The sequence below is a fragment of the Shewanella sp. Isolate13 genome (assembly GCF_022398325.1).
In the GTDB taxonomy this organism is placed as follows: Bacteria; Pseudomonadota; Gammaproteobacteria; order Enterobacterales; family Shewanellaceae; genus Shewanella.
In genome coordinates, this window is record NZ_JAKEVD010000006.1 from 107,678 (window position 1) to 126,499 (window position 18,822).

An 18,822-nucleotide genomic window follows, 5' to 3' on the forward strand; every position below is an offset into this window, starting at 1 on the left:
TTTATTCTTTATCATCATCCGTGTAGGCAACATTGTAATACACTTACGCCACAAATAAACACCAAACAACTCACGTAAGCGCTACAACACATAGTTAGGTTTACGTGCGCCATGGCCCAATGTTACCGATGCTAACAGCCGCTGACCATATTGAACAACCGTTCCATATTGAGCAGGAAGAAAAAGAAGCACCGCTAGTCACATTGTCTGAGCCCATATAACTTCAGTTCGAAAAGAGTTGCTCTTCCCATGACATACTGCCGTCAACGATTGGCTTTACTGCAATAACGCGGTCATTATGTCGTTAAACTCTCTCTGCATCGTCAATCCTGAGTATTAAAAATCACCCAACAAAATGACTAGCTTACGGTCAAAAACTAGACTTTATTACGTAATTGAAGCCTATCGAACCAGAGCAGAGAAACTAACATTAACGACTTATAAAAAAGTGAAGCCCAAGAATTTACCGTTATCCTGTTCAGAATAAAGCTAAGCTAAATCGAGTGATTTAAAGGGAAATATAAAAGGATGACGATTTCGGTGGCAAAACAACTACGACTAAAGGGTAGCGACTTTAGTATTCCTTCCACAAAATACACTATGGGAGCTATAGGTAGTCCTCTAAAACTAAGTGACAGTAACATCCCTCCCGCAGCTAATTTCAGTCCATAAAAAAAGCCAGCTCGATGCTGGCTCTTGTTAGCAAATTGAGTTAACTCAAATTACTTAAGTGCAGACTCTGCAGTACGGCCATCATCATGACAGCTATCACAAGTTGGCTTGTCACCCACGTTCATTTCGTGTGGCGCGTGACAATCGGCACACATTAGCATGCCATCATGCGGTTGGTGAACAGCGTCCATTTCCGCTAGCGTACCGTGACAAGACTGACACTGTTCAAATTCATATTCGCCATCAGCAGATGGAGAACCATCGGCGTGACACGCTTCACAACCATCCATCTCAGCATGCATTTCAGCTAGCTCTTGACCTTCAGCGAAAGCTGATGGAGATAAAGCCAGTGCTGCGAATGCCGCACCGAAGACTAGACTTAGTAGTTTATTGCTCACAATTGTATCCTCATTTGATGTCCGCATAGTGAAAACTTAATAGTCAGGTCGTTTTCATCTTGCGCACAATATTTTTTTAGTACGATTTAGATTAATTTAGCTAAGCATTATCTAATTCGCAACTAATTTAGCTGAAAGATCATATCATTGTGATAATCCCCAAAACGTGCGCTCAGTCAAACTACTCCAGTGAATATGACAATTGTACGTGTTTATCGCCTTGATTTTGAGCAATAAAAAAGCGGTTCGGAGAATTTAACTCCGAACCGCTTATTTTTTAGAAATGGGTAATTTAGCGTGCTCTTAACGCCGCAATACGCTTTTCTAGTGGCGGGTGACTCATTAGTAATTCCGCCATTGATTTCTTACCGTTAATGCCGAATGCCGACATTGAGGCTGGCATTGCCCCCGTTTCAGGGCCTTGACGTAGTCTATCCAATGCCGCAATCATCTTCTCTTTACCAGCTAGACGTGCAGCGCCTTCATCGGCTCTGTATTCACGAATACGTGAGAAGTAAGCAACGATCATCGACGCAAGGATACCAAACAGCATATCTAATACGAACACTACCGCCATATAAGCGAACATGCCAAGACCTTCGCCCTCTTCGTCATTACTTGAAACAAAGTTATCAATGATGCCTGCAACCACGCGGGCCGCGAAGATAACAAATGTGTTCACGACACCTTGAATAAGGGTCAAGGTCACCATGTCACCATTAGCAACGTGACTAACTTCGTGTGCAAGAACCGCTTCGATCTCATCTTGACTCATGCCATACAGAAGGCCACTGCTCACAGCAACTAACGAGTTGTCTTTACTTGGACCGGTAGCAAAAGCATTTAGCTCAGGCGACTGGTAGATAGCAACTTCTGGCATCTTAATACCGGCTTGCTCTGCTTGACGAGCAACGGTCTCAACTAACCAGCGCTCAGTGTTATCACGTGGTGTAGTAATAACCTCACAGCCCATGGTCTTTTTAGCCATCCACTTTGAGATTGCCAAGCTGATAAATGCACCACCAAAACCAAATATCGCGGCGAATACTAATAAGCCGCCCATGGTAGAGGTGTTAACACCTAGAATAGACATCACAATGGATGCCACTAATAAGATCGCCATGTTAGTGGCAATCAGTAAAAATATACGCTTCATTTAAGCTCCTGTAGGATACAAAATACCTGATATACACTCTTGAAGACATAATATGTCCAAAAAACAAGAATTCAAGGGGAGAGATAGAAAAATTATCTATCATTGCTTCAATAATAGCCGCTTCAGCTCCACTTACTATCAAGTAGGATGAGTCTAGGTTTATTTCATTAAAACAAGATTAATTTAATCCGCCAAAGATTAGAATTATATTGAACTGGGATTAATCTTTTTTAACAAAAAGATAAGCCTAATTTTTTGAATTGGCAATTCGCAAGATTAGGCTGGTATTTGAGGTGAAATCGTCTCGATTACACCGACTGTAGTGGCGTTAAATCAAGGTGGCTTGCTGCAGCCTCAGCGGTAGCATCAACAAGGTGAGGAACATAACCTAGGAACGGCGCCGCGAGCTGCGACTTTAGCGTCTCAAGGTTTTGCTCAGGGTACGCCATATCCGAGTCAATTTGGTTTGCTACCCAGCCAACAAGATTCAAGCCGTCAGCCTTAATTGCTTCAGCCGTCAATAATGCGTGATTCAAGCAACCTAACTTCATGCCCACCACCAAGATGACTGGTAACTGCATTGATTGGACAACTTCTGAAAGGTAATGCCCTTCCCCTAACGGCAAACGCCAGCCGCCCGCGCCTTCAATTAGACAAAAATCGGCACCAACAAATTCAGACATCTTTAGCAATGCTTCGATTCGCTTAGGCTCTAACTTTACCCCTTTCTCCGCTGCGGCAAGATGCGGCGCAATGGCAGGCTCAAAGGCAAACGGGTTGATGTCGTCATAAGGAAGCTTAATGCTCGATGCGGCCATAAGTGCTAGCGCATCGCTGTTTCTAAGTCCCATTTCAGTTTGCTCGCAGCCAGAGGCTATCGGCTTAAAGCCTACAGTCTCGCCCTTAGCGGCCGTTAGCAATGCAGAAGAGATCAAGGTTTTACCACAGTCGGTATCGGTACCAGTTACAAAAAATGTCATGTCCACTCCAAATTGTCTCAGCTGCGTTTAGCGCTTTTTCCGCGCCTTAATAAAGCTAATGTTATATGTTAAAGGTAGGCCCTCTGGGGCTCTGCTCAACTCTGCCTTAAGCTGTAATGCTTGCCAATCCTTACGTCCTCTCAATGTGACTTGAGGCTGATTAACTCCCTGTTGTTGCTTAACAATTGACGCCCCCACTCCCTTTATTGACTGCAATAACCCTCTTAAATCCGTGAAGTAAACAGTGACCGCTTTGGTTTCAAACGACTCAAGCTGCCAATCTTCATCGTCAAAACAAGCCACTAACTCCTGCTCATCGATAAACGAATTCACTTTAAAACCAAGCTCAGATAACTGCATAAGGCTATCTTTGGCAACAATACTCATATTCAACTCACCACCTTCGGTGAGTACTCTATTGGCTTCAGACACAGCTTTAGGGAGGTTTTGGCACCACTGCAGGGCGACATTCGAGTAGATGCTGTCTATAGTGCCGTCAGCAATAGGTAAGTTTTGCGCATCACCACAGATAGGTGTGTAATGAGGAAAACGGCCTTTAAGCGTTTTAAGCATGCCGTCGGCAATATCAAGGCAAAAGACTTGGTTTACACGCTCAAAATGGGAAAAACACGTGCCTGGCCCTGCGCCGATATCGAGCAAGCGACCACCGGGGGTCATCTGTGCCAACAAACGGCTAGCCGTCTGCTGCTGTAGCACATCATAGCTGTGGTAATGCGCCGCTGCGGCAGAGAAGCGTTCTGCAACCTCTTGGCTAAGCTTATCTGATCCTGTATTCACTGCATTGGATCCTAAACAATCAATTACTTTGATAATTTCAATTAAAAAAATGAGTTAAGAATGAATCCCTACGCTCATTAATCGTCACTCAATATGCTTGCTAGCACATCCACTAACGCTAGGATATCTTTCTGACAGTGGTTAGCATTCAGTGTCAGCCTTAGCCTCGCGGCATCCTTAGGTACGGTTGGCGGCCTAATGGCGCCCAACCAAAAGCCATGCTCTTTCAATCGTTTGGCAACGGCCATCGTCTTAGCCGAATCGCCAAGTATAATAGGCTGTATCGCAGTCTGTGAGTCGGTCAGCTTAATATCATTTTCTGCACAGGCTTCCCTAAAACAGCTGATATTGTTACTCAGTTTTTCCCGCAACTCTGGCTGTTCTTTTATCACTTTTATCGCCGTATAAGCTGCTGCCGCGCTCGCAGGAGACAAGGCTGTAGAATAGATATATTGGCGAGCGTTGGCGACTAAGAAATCGATCAGTTCTTGGCTGCCTAAAACTGCCGCTCCCTGCCCCCCCATAGCTTTACCAAAAGTAACCAACTGCGCATCAATTTTGCTCCCATCAGATAGGCGTGACGCACCGAGTCCATTTTCACCTAGTACACCAAAACCATGAGCATCATCGACGATGAGCCAGCACTGATGTTGTTTACAAAGTGCTGACAACTCGGCTAATGGTGCTAAATCACCGTCCATACTAAACACACTTTCGGTAATTAAAGCGCTAGGCTTGAAGCGTTCTAAATGGCTCTTAGCACTTTCTAAGTCATTATGACTAAAGCGCTTAAGCTTGGCACCACTGTCTTGAATACCATCTATGATAGAGGCGTGGATCAACTTATCCGCCAATACTAAGTCCGTTTCATTAAACAGAGTTTTCATCAATGCGGTATTAGCACTAAAGCCGGAGCAAAACAGCAGTGCCGCCTCATGACCTGTCGCATCACACAGAGCCTGCTCTAGTTGCAGGTGTGCTTGGCTGTAACCAACCACTAAAGGTGACGCTGTACTGCCTACGCCATAGTCTTTCGCCCCTTGATAGAGCGCCTCTATAAGGACCGGAGATGTTGACAGGCCTAAATAGTCATTGCTACTGAAATTAACATATGGCAGAGCATCAACTTCGAAGTAGTTAGATTGGTTCGAGTCCAAAACAAGGTTGACTCGTCTCCTAAGCAGCCCCTGCTCATCTAATAATTGATTTTTTGTGATCACCCGAGTGTTCAATGACTCTTCTACAGGCGAACTAATGGAACTTTCTGACATTAAGCTAGCTCAATTTAAAAACGTAAATAACCAACAAACCCACTTAAATAAAAGATTAAGTGGGTTTGTATTAACTCCATGTATTTAGTACTAAGCAGCCACTATCAACATAAAGCATGAAACGGCACTCATAAAAATACGCCCCTTGTGACAGACAAGCGCAGACCTAATTACAGTGCCCCAGCGTCATAAAATGCTGCCGACTTTTTATCTTGCTGCGCCGCGGCCTTGGCAAGTATGGCTTCATCTTGCTCTTTAGTCGTTGCGATGCCTTGCTCTGGATGTAGACCAAGTTTTTTAAACAGACTCATGTCATCATTCTCTTCAGGGTTTGGTGTCGTAAGCAGCTTACAACCGTAGAAAATAGAGTTCGCTCCAGCAAAGAAACACATCGCCTGTAGCTCCTCACTCATATTTTCACGGCCTGCCGATAGACGAACCCGTGATTTAGGCATGGTAATTCGCGCGACCGCAATTGTACGTACAAACTCTAATGGATCGAGATCGTCTAGCTTTTCAAATGGCGTCCCTTCGACCTTGACCAACATATTGATCGGTACTGAGTCGGGATGTTTATCCAAGTTAGCCAGTTGCTGAATAAGCCCAGCGCGATCTGTAGCCTTTTCCCCCATACCCACAATACCGCCCGAACACACTTTCATGCCTGAAGCGCGTACATTTGACAGGGTATCGAGGCGGTTTTGATAGGTACGTGTAGTGATCACATCACCATAATATTCAGGCGAGGTGTCTAAATTATGATTGTAATAATCGAGTCCCGCCGCAGCCAACTCGTTAGCTTGTTCGGCAGACAGCATACCCAGCGTCATGCAGGTCTCCATACCCAGTGCTTTAACCTCTTCAACCATCGTCTTGAGGTACGGCATATCACGCTCTTTAGGATTACGCCACGCAGCGCCCATGCAAAAACGTGAAGCGCCAGCGGCTTTTGCACTACGTGCTTCGGTCAAGACGGTTTCCATTGCGAGTAGGCGCTCTTTTTCAAGTCCTGTGTCATAGCGAGCACTTTGAGGACAATATTTACAATCTTCTGGGCAAGCACCAGTTTTTATCGACAACAAACGACTGATCTGAACTTCATTTGGATCAAACTCTTGGCGATGAATACTCTGCGCCTGAAAAAGAAGATCATTCATAGGTAAGGCGAATAAGGCTTCAATCTCTTCACGCTTCCAGTTATTTCTTAGTTGTACTTCAGACATGCTGTTCCCTTTTTACTCTCACATTCAGCGTTAAATACAGCGTTATTATGACGCGATGACAATTCATATCAGCAATATGGCACTTTTACACGCTAGCAGCCCTATTACCTTCACTGACAAATTGACATTAAAAACATAGGATTAACGGAATTTAATTCATTTTTTTAGTAAATTTTTATCTTGCTTAGGATACCCGCAAGCCGTAACCTGTCAATGTCGCACCAATCAAAAGGTTTACTAACGGTTAAATTATGAGCAAAGATATCCAATTTACTACAACGAGTATCGATCTTCAATTTGACAAGGAACACTTGTGGCACCCATATACCTCTATGGCTAATGCTTTACCCGCCTTTGGTGTTGTCGCTGCAGAAGGTGTTGAACTGCAGCTAGAGAACGGTAGAAAACTGATCGATGGTACGAGTTCGTGGTGGGCCTGTGTCCATGGTTATAGTCACCCAAAAATAGTTTCAGCCATGCAGCAACAAGCTGCGACGCTTAGCCATGTGATGTTTGGAGGCATCACACACAGACCAGCTGTAGAGCTAGCTAGGTTACTCGTTAATATGACCAGCGCTAACTTAACAAAAGTGTTTCTCGCCGACTCCGGCTCCATTGCAGTTGAAGTTGCTATGAAGATGGCACTCCAGTACTGGCAAGGCAGATCTAAACTAAATAAACAGAAGATCCTAACCGTTAAGAACGGCTACCATGGCGATACCTTTGCCGCCATGAGTGTATGCGATCCCGAAGGCGGCATGCACACCATGTTTGGCGAGTTAGTCACTAAACAACTGTTTGCCCCGGCCCCGCAATCTCGCTTCGGTGGCGAGTTTAACCCTGAAGAGCTTAACGACATCGCCAACCTGTTTGAAGATAATCATCAGCAGATAGCTGCATTACTAGTGGAACCAATAATGCAAGGCGCGGGTGGCATGCGTTTTTATCATCCTGATTACCTTAGAGCACTGAGAAAGCTGTGCGACAAATATGATGTACTGCTTATCCTTGATGAAATTGCCACTGGTTTTGGCAGAACCGGTAAATTGTTTGCCTATGAACACAGTGACATTGAGGCGGATATATTATGTTTAGGTAAGGCATTAACTGGCGGCTACATTTCACTAGCGGCGACTATGTGTAGCGATGAGGTTGCTCAAGGTGTGAGTGACTCACCTGCAGGGGTGTTTATGCATGGGCCTACCTTTATGGGTAATCCGCTTGCCTGCTCTGCGGCGATAGCAAGTTTGCAATTACTTCAAGAAAGTAACTGGCAGGAACAGATCTTAGCGATTGAGGCTCAGCTCAAGCATGAGTTAGCCGAAGCGGCAGACTACGCACATGTAAATGATGTACGTGTATTAGGTGGTGTCGGGGTGATAGAGATGAATACCACTCTCAACACCGCAGAACTACAGCAACAGTTTGTCGACTTAGGTGTTTGGATAAGGCCCTTCTCTAATCTCATCTATATTATGCCGCCCTACTGCATAACCTCATCACAGCTGAGCCAGTTGACCCATGCGATGAAAACAGTTGCGAAGCAGGTATCCTTACCTCGCGATGAAAGTGCCTTCATCAGTCACGGTTAGTGGCGTTCAGGACAGGTTAAATAAGTATAATACCGGCCGATACGAACTTGATTCGAATCGGTCGGACAATGACTCTCACGCTTTATCAGATTGAGTCCTTCCCCCCTTAAACCTACAAAGCGATACTTGAACTCGGCGCTCGCCCGCTTTTTGTCACAACAGAACTGTAAAAATAAATCGATAGTGACAACCATAAGGGTAAATTTAGACCAAATTAGCGACACCCCAGGAAACACCTCGCCCTAGCGCCTAATTAGCGACCTTAGATTTGGCTATAAAATGTGATTTTTTTATGATATTTCGTTTAATTTAGCCCTGAATGATAAAAATCGATAAAATAAATTGAAAAGTATTGCTATACTTGCGCGGAATTTTAGAACGTAACTCCAATAGAGTAGAAAAATGACTGATTTATCAAAGTACAGAAACATTGGTATCTTTGCTCACGTTGACGCGGGTAAGACTACTACAACTGAGCGTATCCTAAAGCTTACCGGTAAGATCCATAAGCTAGGTGAAGTGCATGACGGCGAATCAACAACTGACTTCATGGAACAGGAAGCTGAGCGTGGTATTACCATTCAGTCTGCTGCTGTTAGTTGTTTCTGGAAAGATCACCGTTTCAACGTTATCGACACCCCTGGTCACGTTGACTTTACAGTAGAAGTATATCGTTCTCTTAAAGTTCTTGATGGCGGTATCGGTGTATTCTGTGGTTCTGGTGGTGTTGAGCCACAATCAGAAACTAACTGGCGTTATGCGAACGAATCTGAAGTTGCTCGTATCATCTTCGTAAACAAGTTAGACCGTATGGGTGCTGACTTCTTACGCGTTGTTAAGCAAACTAAAGACGTTCTAGCTGCTAACCCACTAGTAATGGTACTTCCAATCGGTATCGAAGATGAGTTCAGTGGTGTTGTTGACCTACTAACTCGTAAAGCATACGTATGGGATGATACTGGCGAAGCTGAAAACTACACAGTAACAGACGTTCCAGCTGACATGGTTGACCAAGTTGAAGAATACCGTGAAATGCTAATCGAGTCTGCCGTTGAAATGGACGACGACCTAATGGAAGCTTACATGGAAGGCGAAGAGCCATCTATGGAAGACATTAAGCGTTGTATCCGTGCCGGTACTCGTGACATGACTTTCTTCCCAACATACTGTGGTTCTGCATTCAAGAACAAAGGTATGCAGCTTCTTCTTGACGCAGTTGTTGATTACCTACCAAACCCAGTTGAAGTTGATCCACAGCCTCTAACTGACGAAGAAGGTAACGAAACAGGTGAGCACGCTCTAGTTTCTATCGACGAGCCACTAAAAGCACTAGCATTCAAGATCATGGATGACCGTTTTGGTGCACTAACATTCGTACGTATCTACTCAGGTCAGCTACGTAAAGGCGACACGATTCTTAACAGTGCAACTGGTAAGACTGAGCGTATCGGCCGTATGTGTGAAATGCAAGCGGACGAGCGTAACGAACTAGACTACGCACAAGCTGGTGACATCATCGCGATCGTTGGTATGAAGAACGTACAAACTGGTCACACTCTATGTGATGTTAAGCACCCTTGTACTCTTGAAGCAATGGTATTCCCAGAGCCAGTAATCTCTATCGCTGTAGCACCAAAAGATAAAGGTGGTTCAGAGAAGATGGGTATCGCTATCGGTAAGATGATCGCAGAAGATCCATCATTCCGCGTAGAAACTGACGAAGACTCAGGCGAAACTATCCTTAAAGGTATGGGTGAACTTCACCTAGACATTAAGGTAGACATCCTTAAGCGTACTTATGGCGTTGAGCTAATCGTTGGTGAGCCACAAGTTGCATACCGTGAAACTATCACACGCGAAATCGCTGATAGCTACACACACAAGAAGCAATCTGGTGGTTCTGGTCAGTTCGGTAAGATCGACTACGTTATCCGTCCTGGCGAAGCAAACTCAGGCTTCACGTTCAAGTCTTCTGTTGTTGGTGGTAACGTTCCTAAGGAATTCTGGCCAGCAGTTGAGAAAGGCTTCGAAAGCATGATGAAGACTGGTACTGTTGCAGGCTTCCCAGTGCTAGACGTTGAGCTAGAACTAACTGACGGTGCTTTCCACGCAGTTGACTCATCAGCTATCGCGTTCGAAATCGCAGCTAAAGGCGCATTCCGTCAATCTATGCCAAAAGCTGGCGCACAACTTCTTGAGCCTATCATGAAAGTTGACGTATTCAGCCCAGAAGACAACGTTGGTGACGTTATTGGTGACCTTAACCGTCGTCGTGGTATGATCAAAGACCAAAACGCTGGTGTTACTGGTGTTCGTATTAAGGCTGACGTACCGCTTTCAGAAATGTTCGGTTACATCGGTTCACTACGTACTATGACTTCTGGTCGTGGCCAATTCTCTATGGAATTCGCACACTACAGCCAGTGTCCAAACAGTGTTTCTGAGAAAGTTATCGCTGAAGTTAAAGAAAGAAACGCTAAGAAGTAATTATTACTCCTAACCGTTAAATCTTTAATGAAAAGCCTATAGATGCAAATCTATAGGCTTTTTTTATTGCCTCATTCTAGACAAGGCATAATCTAAAAATACTAAGCCTTGCTAAAACGTGGCGTTATCCATGGGGTTCAAAAACATTAGCCATTCTGACGATACTCTTGAGTGGCACGCGATGCTTATTTCTATCCGCGCAAAGAAGTTGATGCTCCTTATCTTTTGGCTCGCCAATTTGCTGGATCTGCACACGATATCCTTGCGACTTAGCGGCGGCACAATAATCCTCAAACTCCCACTGAGCCATATTGGTATTGTCACAAATAACTAAGGGGATTTTATTTGCTATTGCATGAATAAATCGCGTTAGGTTTAACTGGTGATATTTAGATAACTCTTTCGCATCAAAACAATACTCACCATCTTGGTAGAAGAACTCATCGGTTGAGCAGACTTTATACTGAAGCGTATTTTTCTTAGGTAAACTATTTATAAATTCCTCTACCCAGTAGCTTTTTCCACTTCCGGGTAGACCGCGCATTATGATCGCAAGCCCCTTAAAACCGGTACCATTCACTAAATTATTCACTTAAAGAGTTCTCCTAAAGTAGATCACTTATCACCTTACCACTAAGAATATTATCGACTAACCTAGGCACGAGTTCGCTCGCCTTTCCCTCTAGGTGATATTGAAACTGACTGTGGCGCTCCACTGGCATAATATTGACTTCTACAGTCTGTGCGCCATGGTGGTTAGCAGTATCGACAAAACCTGCTGCGGGATAAACCGTACCCGATGTACCTATGGCAATAAATAAATCGCAAGTATCAAGAGCATGTTGAATTCTGTCTAGGCCAATTGGCATCTCGCCAAACCACACAACATGGGGCCTTAACCTTTGTGCAGGAATACAACACGTGCATGTATGCTCGGGCCCAAACGGCTCTCTCAGTACAAAGGTCTGCTTAGAGCGAGGGCAGCGCCCTTTCGATAATTCACCATGCATATGCAAAAGCCGTTTAGAGCCGCCCCTCTCATGCAGATCATCGATATTTTGTGTCACCACGAGCAGATCACCTTCAAACTCCTGTTCGAGTTTCGCTAAAGCTATGTGGCTGGCATTGGGCTCTATCGATCCATTATGAAACTGTTGCCAACGCTCATTATAAAAACGCTCGACCAACAACGGATTCTTGGCATAGCCTTCGGGTGTCGCGACCTCTTCAATATTATGTTGCTCCCATAGTCCATCTTGATCTCTAAAGGTACGTAAACCTGATTCTGCTGAGATCCCTGCTCCGGTCAATATTACAATCTGCTGGTACATCTAGGGTCCTTTTTGTTTGGCTTTATAATTATTCTGCCTATTTTTAGGCATAGATGACATTAGGCATTAGTATAAATGGACAATAACAATACAAAAGCCATGGTTAAATTGCTTGTTTTATATCTAGTTAATGGCTTTTATTTGTTAAAGGCGCTTTATTGCAAGATCAAAGGTTTAAGTTTTCAACTTGTACACATATAATGGCTTTAATACCCACAAATGAACGGATTAACTTATAGCTAATCGTTCTGCAATCAAGAGATCAATAATGACAGATGGAAATCAAGCGCTAAAAAAAGCGGGTTTGAAAGTGACCTTACCACGAGTCAAAATTTTAGAATTGATGCAAGAGCCCGAGAATCAACACATCAGTGCTGAGGACCTCTATAAGAAATTACTCGACATTGGGGAAGAGATTGGCCTTGCAACTGTCTACCGAGTACTAAACCAATTCGACGATGCAGGTATTGTGACTCGTCACCACTTCGAAAGCGGTAAAGCGGTTTTTGAGCTTTCAACCCAACAGCACCATGATCACTTAGTGTGCCTATCATGCGGTAAAGTTATCGAGTTCTCAGATGAAGTGATTGAGCGCCGTCAAGATGAGATTGCGATGAAGCACAACATCAAGCTGACCAACCATAGTTTATACCTCTATGGTATTTGCACGAACGACAAGTGCGATCATGCTGATAGCTAAAACAATATAAACCAAAAAAACCAGCGTTAGCTGGTTTTTTTATGGCGATTAAAAGCTATAAGACTTTATGAAACACATTCACCTTGTGACCCATAAACTTATCTCTATTGCGCTCAACCATTCCAAGCTTACGCGCTACACCTTCAGAGCCTTTGTTGCCCAATAAAATCAGTGCGATTGCTTCATGAATATCATAATCTTTAAACCGCGCCAAAGCCGCAGTCCCGGCCTCAAAACCGATCCCTTTTCCCCAATACTGAGGCAAGTAGCGGTAACCAAGCTCAACTTCATTAAATTCGGTGATAAGTTTTGGTCCACAAAAGCCGATCACTTTTCCATCGGCCTTATGCTCTACCGCCCATCGACCATAACCGAGCTCACGATAATTAGCTAAGATAACATTTTCCAATATATCACTGGCCTGCGATAAAGAGGTCATGGGAGCACCAGGAATATAAGTCAGAACCTCAGGTAGGCTGTTTAGCAAAAAGAGTGCCTGGGTATCTTTCTCGTCAAAATGACGTAAGATAAGCCTGTCAGTCTCAGCAATAATCACAATAAACTCCTTCTAAATCCGCTTCCTTACTAAACAACTAATATACCCATATTCTGTTTAGTTTAGAAACTATTAAAACATGTTTGCTTAACTCCCCTCAATAGCGTTCAATAAAGTGATACCGCACTGAAGTCTGCAACAAAGGAATGCTTTATGACTATTATGCAGAAGGTCTATTGGATTGTAGCGACCTTAGGTAACCTGCTCGCCATCAGTTTTGTGTTTAATAAAACCGGGATGCTCCCAAGCTTAGTACTGATACTAACCCTTTGCTACACCGCTATTGGGTATTTCGATATCTTCCATAGCCCTCACACACTTAATCGCCTCTACCCCGTAGTGGCCTATCTTCGCTACTTTTTAGAATCTTACCGTGTTGAAATCCAGCAATACTTTATCGCTAACGACACAGAAGAGACCCCCTTCAACCGCGAACAGCGCTCATTAGTCTATCAGCGAGCTAAAAATATAAGAGACACCATCGCCTTTGGCACCCAAAGAGACTTGTTAGAAGATAACTATTTAAGCCTTTGGCAGTCACTTCATCCTAAAGAGATCCATGAAACTGCCAAGCGAGTGCAAATAGGTGGACCGAACTGCTTAAAGCCCTATCAGGCATCCTATTTTAATATCTCGGCGATGAGCTTTGGAGCACTGAGTGCTAATGCGATTGAGTCGCTCAATCTAGGAGCCCTAAAAGCAGGTTGCTACCATAACACCGGAGAAGGCGGCGTGAGCCCCTATCATTTAAAGCATCGTGGTGACCTTGTGTGGCAAATCGGCTCTGGTCTATTTGGCTGCCGCGATGTAGAGGGGAACTTTAACCCCGATGCCTTTAAAGCGATGGCGACTAAACCCCAGGTAAAAATGATTGAAATAAAGTTATCTCAAGGAGCAAAACCCGGTCATGGCGGCGTACTACCGAAAGCTAAAATAACCGATGAGATAGCTGCTATTCGTCATATTCCTAAGGATAGAGATTGTGTCTCCCCAGCAATGAACCCAGAGTGTACAACACCGAAAAAACTACTCAACTTCGTTACGACACTAAGAGAATTGAGTGAAGGAAAACCCATTGGCTTTAAACTTTGCATCGGCAATCCCGTCGAATTTTTAGGCTTATGTAAAGCCATGATAGAAACAGGGATCACCCCCGACTTTATTACAGTAGACGGCGCCGAAGGTGGAACTGGCGCTGCTCCAGTGGAGTTTAGCAACCGCTTAGGCATGATGTGCCTCGAAGCGGTTTATTTCGTTCATAACGCCTTAACCGGTGCAGGCCTAAGGGATAAGATTAAAATCATCGCATCTGGCAAAACAGCCTCTAGTTTCGATCTATTGGCAAAAGTAGCCATGGGGGCCGATACGGTCAATGCCGCAAGAACTATGATGATGTCTCTAGGCTGTATTCAATCTAGACACTGTAATACCAATATGTGCCCCACAGGCATAGCCACTCAAGATCCCGCCAGAAGTAAAGCAATAGACGTCAATGCCAAGAGTGAACGAGTGAAGTATTATCATAAAAATACCCTCCACAGCTTTTTTGAATTAGTGGGAAGTATGGGGCTGGACAGCCCTGAAAAACTACAACCGCATATGTTAAAGCGCCGAACGCCTTATGGTTTATTAATGTCGGTCGGCAGTTTAATCGAACCTCTACAGGCTAACGACCTGATTAATGATAATAAAGTTGCAGGACCTTGGAACGAATGGTGGCGCATGGCACAGACTGAAGACTTCTACTCGGAAGATCTCTATATTCTTAGCCCAGCTGAGTTAACTCGTACATCTAGCAAACAAGCATAACCATCAAAGTAATAACGTCAGCCACAAACTCATAGTGAACACCGACAGTACCGTAGACATGACTACGGTACTAGCAATAACCGATTGCTGCGCTTTTACCTGCATTGCCACCAAATACGCGTTTACACCTAAAGGTGAAGCACTCAATAACACTAATAAGGCTATCGATTCTTGTTGCAGATTAAAGCCAAACTTAGCGACCCCATAAACAAATAACGGCAGTAATAACAGCTTTATGATTGAAGCTAGAAATGCTCGATGCCAGTCCCTCGCCACTTTATAAAACACGAGATTTGCGCCTAGTACAAATAGCGCACAGGCCAAAGCGGGCTCACTAAGCAATCGCAAACCATTGATTAAGTTTCCCTCCAAGGGTATGTGCAACAAGTTTAAAATCAGCCCCGCAGAAATACTGAGCACAATTGGGTTTAGTATTATCCCTTTACTAAATTGCCATGGGCCTGTGACTCCTTTACCTTGTTTAGCACTAAGCATGAAAGTTAGCGAAAACAATAGCGCACTATGAAAAGTAATAATGGCAAACACCTTTCCCATCATCTGCTCCCCGAGAGCGCCCGCGATGATAGGCAAGCCAACTAAAATGGTGTTGGAGTAACTGCAACCTAGAGCGAACACTGCGCTTTCACATCGCCGCTCACTCCCTTTAGGGGTCAAAGCATAGTACAGCGCAGCGCTCAGCCCATATACTGCAGCTACCGGCAGATAAAATGCACCTAAAGTTGCTAGCTCAAAGCTTCGACTTAGATCAGCCTGGTACATATTGATAAATAAAAATGCGGGGATGCAAATATAGAAGGTGAACAAGCTAATTCCGGCAATATGCGCCTTAGTAAAAGGCCCTTTTTCAGTCAACAAGTAGCCTAGGCTAGCCATAAACAGTAAAGGGAAGATAATCGAAAACGTCGACATGAACACAAGATCCTTGAACTCTGATATTTAACCTAGCCCCATTACGGCCTAGTCATGCTTTTTTAATTTGATTTCAGAGTGATATATAAGTGCCGGCATCATAACAGAATATGCAAATGAATTGTTAATATTGGCAGTTGCAAAACTGCTGCCATAACCCCTTTTATCTTAAGAGCCGAAACGGATAAATCAGCCATTAAGATATTGAGGTGTGAAGAGATAGACTAACAGCTAAATAGACCTGAGTTCGTCTAAGCAAACCGCAAGCATATGAGAAAGTAGCCCTTACTTACTGGAAATATTGAGTGGGATAATATTGCAGAAAATTTCTTTTTCAAATTGCTGCTCTAACTGTTCACGCCATGACTGCTTGTTGATCGGCACTAAGTAGAACTCCTCCCTAGAGGTATCAGTGACAAACGCTAAACCGTGGCGCATTAGCTCAAAGTGAATATCATTAACAAAGTCAGCAGAAAAATTTTGTCGGCCAGTTAACTGATTGATATCACTACGCGTAAGTGAAACCCCCTCTTTAAGGCCGCCGAATCTCAGCCTTAACCAATCGGAAAACTCTTTTGCGCTCACCATAGACATAAAAGTTACCTACAAGTTCCCTATAGATAAATTAGGTATAACAGATTGGCTTAAGTCCGCCATTTTTTTGACCAAATATCCCGTTTTTATCGCCAAACGTTCTAGAAAATGCGGTATAAGTAAAATTAAACTCTAAAAACAATCTGACAAAAACCAGAATTTAGACTCTGTTTCCAATCGCTTGAGCCAATTTACGCAATAAAAAAGGCGCCTTAGGCGCCTTTTTTATAACTAATTGGTGTTTACCAACCAGTCTTAGTGCGTAGTGCACTACCGATATCCGCAAGCGAACGCACAGTCGTAACACCTGCAGCTTCTAACGCTGCAAACTTGTCTTCTGCCGTACCCTTACCACCAGCGATAATTGCGCCAGCATGACCCATACGCTTGCCTTCAGGTGCAGTTACACCAGCAATGTATGAAACAACAGGCTTAGTCACGTTAGCTTTAATGTATTCAGCGGCTTCTTCTTCAGCTGTACCACCAATTTCACCAATCATAACGATAGCTTCTGTTAGCGGATCGTTTTGGAACATTTCCAATACGTCGATAAAGTTAGTACCAGGAATTGGGTCACCACCAATACCAACACAAGTTGATTGGCCGAAACCTTCATCAGTAGTTTGCTTAACCGCTTCGTAGGTTAATGTACCAGAGCGAGAAACAATACCGACTTTACCTGGCTTATGGATATGACCAGGCATGATACCAATCTTACATTCACCAGGAGTAATCACACCTGGGCAGTTTGGACCAATCATACGAACGCCAGTTTCTTCAAGCTTAACTTTAACTTGAAGCATATCTAACGTTGGGATCCCTTCAGTAATACAAACGATTAGCTCGATGCCACCGTCGATTGCTTCAAGGATTGCATCTTTACAGAAAGGTGCTGGTACGTAGATAACAGAAGCGGTTGCACCTGTTACTTCTACCGCGTCTTTAACAGTGTTAAAAACTGGAAGACCTAGATGAGTTTGACCGCCCTTTCCTGGAGATACACCACCAACCATCTGAGTACCGTAAGCGATAGCTTGTTCAGAGTGGAATGTACCTTGACCGCCAGTAAAACCCTGACAGATAACTTTGGTATCTTTGTTAATTAGTACAGACATTATTTGCCCTCCGCAGCAGCTACAACTTTAACTGCAGCGTCTGTTAGTGACTCTGCAGCAATAATGTCAAGACCTGAGCTTGCCAATACATCGCGACCTAGGTCAGCGTTAGTACCTTCAAGACGTACAACAACAGGCACTTCAACACCCACTTCTTTAACTGCGCCAATGATACCTTCAGCAATCATGTCACAACGTACGATACCACCAAAGATGTTCACAAGAACCGCTTTGACGTTATCGTCAGAAAGAATGATCTTAAATGCTTCAGCTACGCGCTCTTTAGTTGCTCCACCGCCTACGTCTAGGAAGTTAGCTGGCTTGCCGCCATGTAGGTTAACGATATCCATCGTACCCATTGCTAGACCAGCACCGTTAACCATGCAGCCAACATTACCATCTAGTGCAACATAGTTCAGCTCGAACTTAGCCGCGTGAGCTTCACGGGCATCATCTTGTGATGGATCGTGCATGTCACGGATCTTAGGTTGACGGAACAATGCGTTGCCATCGATACCAATCTTGCCATCAAGACAGTGAATGTTGCCTTCGTCTGTGATAACAAGTGGGTTGATTTCAAGTAGTGCGAAATCATGATCTTCGAACATTTTCGCCAAGCCCATAAAGACTTTAGTGAACTGCTTCATCTGAGTTGGGTTAAGACCTAACTTGAAGCCAAGATCACGGGCCTGATATGGCTGAGGACCCGTTAGCGGGTCGATGATAGCCTTGTGGATCAACTCTGGCGTTTCTTCAGCCACAGTTTCAATCTCAACACCACCTTCAGTCGATGCCATAAACACAACGCGACGAGTTGCGCGGTCAACAACCGCACCTAAATAAAGCTCGTTTGCGATATCAGTACAGCTTTCAACTAGGATTTTAGCAACAGGCTGACCTTTCTCATCAGTTTGATAAGTCACTAAGTTCTTACCTAACCAATGCTCAGCAAATGCTCTGATCTCTTCTTTATCGCCAGTGACTTTAACGCCACCTGCTTTCCCGCGGCCGCCAGCGTGCACTTGACACTTAACAACCCACATATCACCGCCAATATGGCCAGCTGCTTCTACTGCTTCTTGGGCAGTATCACATGCAAAACCTTCTGACACTGGTAAACCATATTCGGCAAATAAGGCTTTTGCCTGATATTCATGCAAATTCATGATGATCTATCCATTATACTTCTTATGTATTTCAGCAGGCCCAA

Annotated in this window: 17 protein-coding genes; 4 read left to right on the plus strand and 13 right to left on the minus strand. The window is 44.1% G+C overall.

The features are described 5' to 3' along the window. Window positions 1–722 precede the first annotated feature (722 nt). From L1D44_RS06090 to bioB, 6 genes are all read right to left on the minus strand, one after another. Window positions 723–1,070 (minus strand): cytochrome c3 family protein, encoded by a 348-nt coding sequence (locus L1D44_RS06090; protein ID WP_239889318.1) that lies wholly within the window; start codon window positions 1,068–1,070, stop codon window positions 723–725. A gap of 292 nt (window positions 1,071–1,362) precedes the next feature. Beyond that, the gene (htpX, locus tag L1D44_RS06095; protein ID WP_220767640.1) at window positions 1,363–2,226 is read right to left on the minus strand and encodes a protease HtpX; all 864 of its coding nucleotides are present in this window, start codon (window positions 2,224–2,226) and stop codon (window positions 1,363–1,365) included. Window positions 2,227–2,534: 308 nt separating this feature from the next. Beyond that, the gene (gene bioD, locus L1D44_RS06100) at window positions 2,535–3,206 is read right to left on the minus strand and encodes a dethiobiotin synthase (protein WP_239889319.1); all 672 of its coding nucleotides are present in this window, start codon (window positions 3,204–3,206) and stop codon (window positions 2,535–2,537) included. A gap of 27 nt (window positions 3,207–3,233) precedes the next feature. Beyond that, complete coding sequence (locus L1D44_RS06105) at window positions 3,234–4,004, minus strand: methyltransferase domain-containing protein (protein ID WP_239889320.1); 771 nt, start codon at window positions 4,002–4,004, stop codon at window positions 3,234–3,236. Between the two features lie 77 nt (window positions 4,005–4,081). Further along, the gene (gene bioF / locus L1D44_RS06110; protein ID WP_239889321.1) at window positions 4,082–5,275 is read right to left on the minus strand and encodes an 8-amino-7-oxononanoate synthase; all 1,194 of its coding nucleotides are present in this window, start codon (window positions 5,273–5,275) and stop codon (window positions 4,082–4,084) included. A 170-nt stretch (window positions 5,276–5,445) separates the two neighbouring features. Continuing rightward, window positions 5,446–6,498: a biotin synthase BioB gene (gene bioB / locus L1D44_RS06115; protein ID WP_239889322.1), complete on the minus strand. Its 1,053-nt coding sequence runs from the start codon at window positions 6,496–6,498 to the stop codon at window positions 5,446–5,448. Window positions 6,499–6,749: 251 nt separating this feature from the next. On the opposite strand from bioB, the gene bioA reads away from it, so the two are divergent. Beyond that, window positions 6,750–8,090, plus strand: coding sequence for an adenosylmethionine--8-amino-7-oxononanoate transaminase (gene bioA, locus L1D44_RS06120; RefSeq protein ID WP_239889323.1), 1,341 nt, complete (start codon window positions 6,750–6,752; stop codon window positions 8,088–8,090). Between the two features lie 402 nt (window positions 8,091–8,492). Further along, a complete protein-coding gene (gene fusA / locus L1D44_RS06125) occupies window positions 8,493–10,577 on the plus strand; it encodes an elongation factor G (protein ID WP_239889324.1) in 2,085 nt (694 codons plus the stop codon). A gap of 124 nt (window positions 10,578–10,701) precedes the next feature. Here fusA and L1D44_RS06130 read toward each other — a convergent pair whose 3' ends face one another. After that, complete coding sequence (locus tag L1D44_RS06130) at window positions 10,702–11,121, minus strand: AAA family ATPase (protein ID WP_239889359.1); 420 nt, start codon at window positions 11,119–11,121, stop codon at window positions 10,702–10,704. Window positions 11,122–11,182: 61 nt separating this feature from the next. Further along, on the minus strand, window positions 11,183–11,908 hold the full coding sequence (gene cobB, locus L1D44_RS06135; protein ID WP_239889325.1) for a Sir2 family NAD+-dependent deacetylase: 726 nt from the start codon (window positions 11,906–11,908) through the stop codon (window positions 11,183–11,185). A 268-nt stretch (window positions 11,909–12,176) separates the two neighbouring features. Here cobB and fur point away from each other — a divergent pair, with 268 nt between their 5' ends. Then, entirely contained in the window at window positions 12,177–12,608 is a 432-nt protein-coding gene (gene fur / locus L1D44_RS06140; RefSeq protein ID WP_239889326.1) for a ferric iron uptake transcriptional regulator, read from the plus strand. A 55-nt stretch (window positions 12,609–12,663) separates the two neighbouring features. Here fur and L1D44_RS06145 read toward each other — a convergent pair whose 3' ends face one another. Then, window positions 12,664–13,164, minus strand: a complete 501-nt coding sequence (locus L1D44_RS06145; RefSeq protein ID WP_239889327.1) for a GNAT family N-acetyltransferase — start codon at window positions 13,162–13,164, stop codon at window positions 12,664–12,666. Between the two features lie 153 nt (window positions 13,165–13,317). Here L1D44_RS06145 and L1D44_RS06150 point away from each other — a divergent pair, with 153 nt between their 5' ends. After that, window positions 13,318–14,973, plus strand: a complete 1,656-nt coding sequence (locus tag L1D44_RS06150) for an FMN-binding glutamate synthase family protein (RefSeq protein WP_239889328.1) — start codon at window positions 13,318–13,320, stop codon at window positions 14,971–14,973. 3 nt (window positions 14,974–14,976) lie between these two features. Here the strand turns inward: L1D44_RS06150 and L1D44_RS06155 are convergent, their stop codons facing one another. The 4 genes from L1D44_RS06155 to sucC all read right to left on the minus strand — a co-directional run bounded on the left by L1D44_RS06155 (window position 14,977) and on the right by sucC (window position 18,778). Continuing rightward, entirely contained in the window at window positions 14,977–15,903 is a 927-nt protein-coding gene (locus L1D44_RS06155) for an AEC family transporter (protein WP_239889329.1), read from the minus strand. A 285-nt stretch (window positions 15,904–16,188) separates the two neighbouring features. Further along, entirely contained in the window at window positions 16,189–16,497 is a 309-nt protein-coding gene (locus tag L1D44_RS06160) for a hypothetical protein (protein ID WP_220767628.1), read from the minus strand. 242 nt (window positions 16,498–16,739) lie between these two features. After that, a complete protein-coding gene (gene sucD / locus L1D44_RS06165; protein ID WP_028766997.1) occupies window positions 16,740–17,612 on the minus strand; it encodes a succinate--CoA ligase subunit alpha in 873 nt (290 codons plus the stop codon). After that, on the minus strand, window positions 17,612–18,778 hold the full coding sequence (gene sucC, locus L1D44_RS06170) for an ADP-forming succinate--CoA ligase subunit beta (RefSeq protein ID WP_202723403.1): 1,167 nt from the start codon (window positions 18,776–18,778) through the stop codon (window positions 17,612–17,614). Before sucC ends, sucD begins: the two co-directional genes overlap by 1 nt. Between the last annotated feature and the right edge of the window lie 44 nt (window positions 18,779–18,822).

Bases quoted from the DNA above. Each gene is read 5' to 3' on its own strand.
- L1D44_RS06155 (WP_239889329.1), bottom strand. From the start codon at position 15,903: ATGTCGACGTTTTCGATTATCTTCCCTTTACTGTTTATGGCTAGCCTA.
- fusA (WP_239889324.1), top strand. From the start codon at position 8,493: ATGACTGATTTATCAAAGTACAGAAACATTGGTATCTTTGCTCACGTT.
- bioF (WP_239889321.1), bottom strand. From the start codon at position 5,275: ATGTCAGAAAGTTCCATTAGTTCGCCTGTAGAAGAGTCATTGAACACT.
- sucC (WP_202723403.1), bottom strand. From the start codon at position 18,778: ATGAATTTGCATGAATATCAGGCAAAAGCCTTATTTGCCGAATATGGT.
- L1D44_RS06150 (WP_239889328.1), top strand. From the start codon at position 13,318: ATGACTATTATGCAGAAGGTCTATTGGATTGTAGCGACCTTAGGTAAC.
- htpX (WP_220767640.1), bottom strand. From the start codon at position 2,226: ATGAAGCGTATATTTTTACTGATTGCCACTAACATGGCGATCTTATTA.
- bioA (WP_239889323.1), top strand. From the start codon at position 6,750: ATGAGCAAAGATATCCAATTTACTACAACGAGTATCGATCTTCAATTT.
- bioD (WP_239889319.1), bottom strand. From the start codon at position 3,206: ATGACATTTTTTGTAACTGGTACCGATACCGACTGTGGTAAAACCTTG.
- L1D44_RS06130 (WP_239889359.1), bottom strand. From the start codon at position 11,121: ATGCGCGGTCTACCCGGAAGTGGAAAAAGCTACTGGGTAGAGGAATTT.
- fur (WP_239889326.1), top strand. From the start codon at position 12,177: ATGACAGATGGAAATCAAGCGCTAAAAAAAGCGGGTTTGAAAGTGACC.
- cobB (WP_239889325.1), bottom strand. From the start codon at position 11,908: ATGTACCAGCAGATTGTAATATTGACCGGAGCAGGGATCTCAGCAGAA.
- L1D44_RS06160 (WP_220767628.1), bottom strand. From the start codon at position 16,497: ATGTCTATGGTGAGCGCAAAAGAGTTTTCCGATTGGTTAAGGCTGAGA.
- bioB (WP_239889322.1), bottom strand. From the start codon at position 6,498: ATGTCTGAAGTACAACTAAGAAATAACTGGAAGCGTGAAGAGATTGAA.
- sucD (WP_028766997.1), bottom strand. From the start codon at position 17,612: ATGTCTGTACTAATTAACAAAGATACCAAAGTTATCTGTCAGGGTTTT.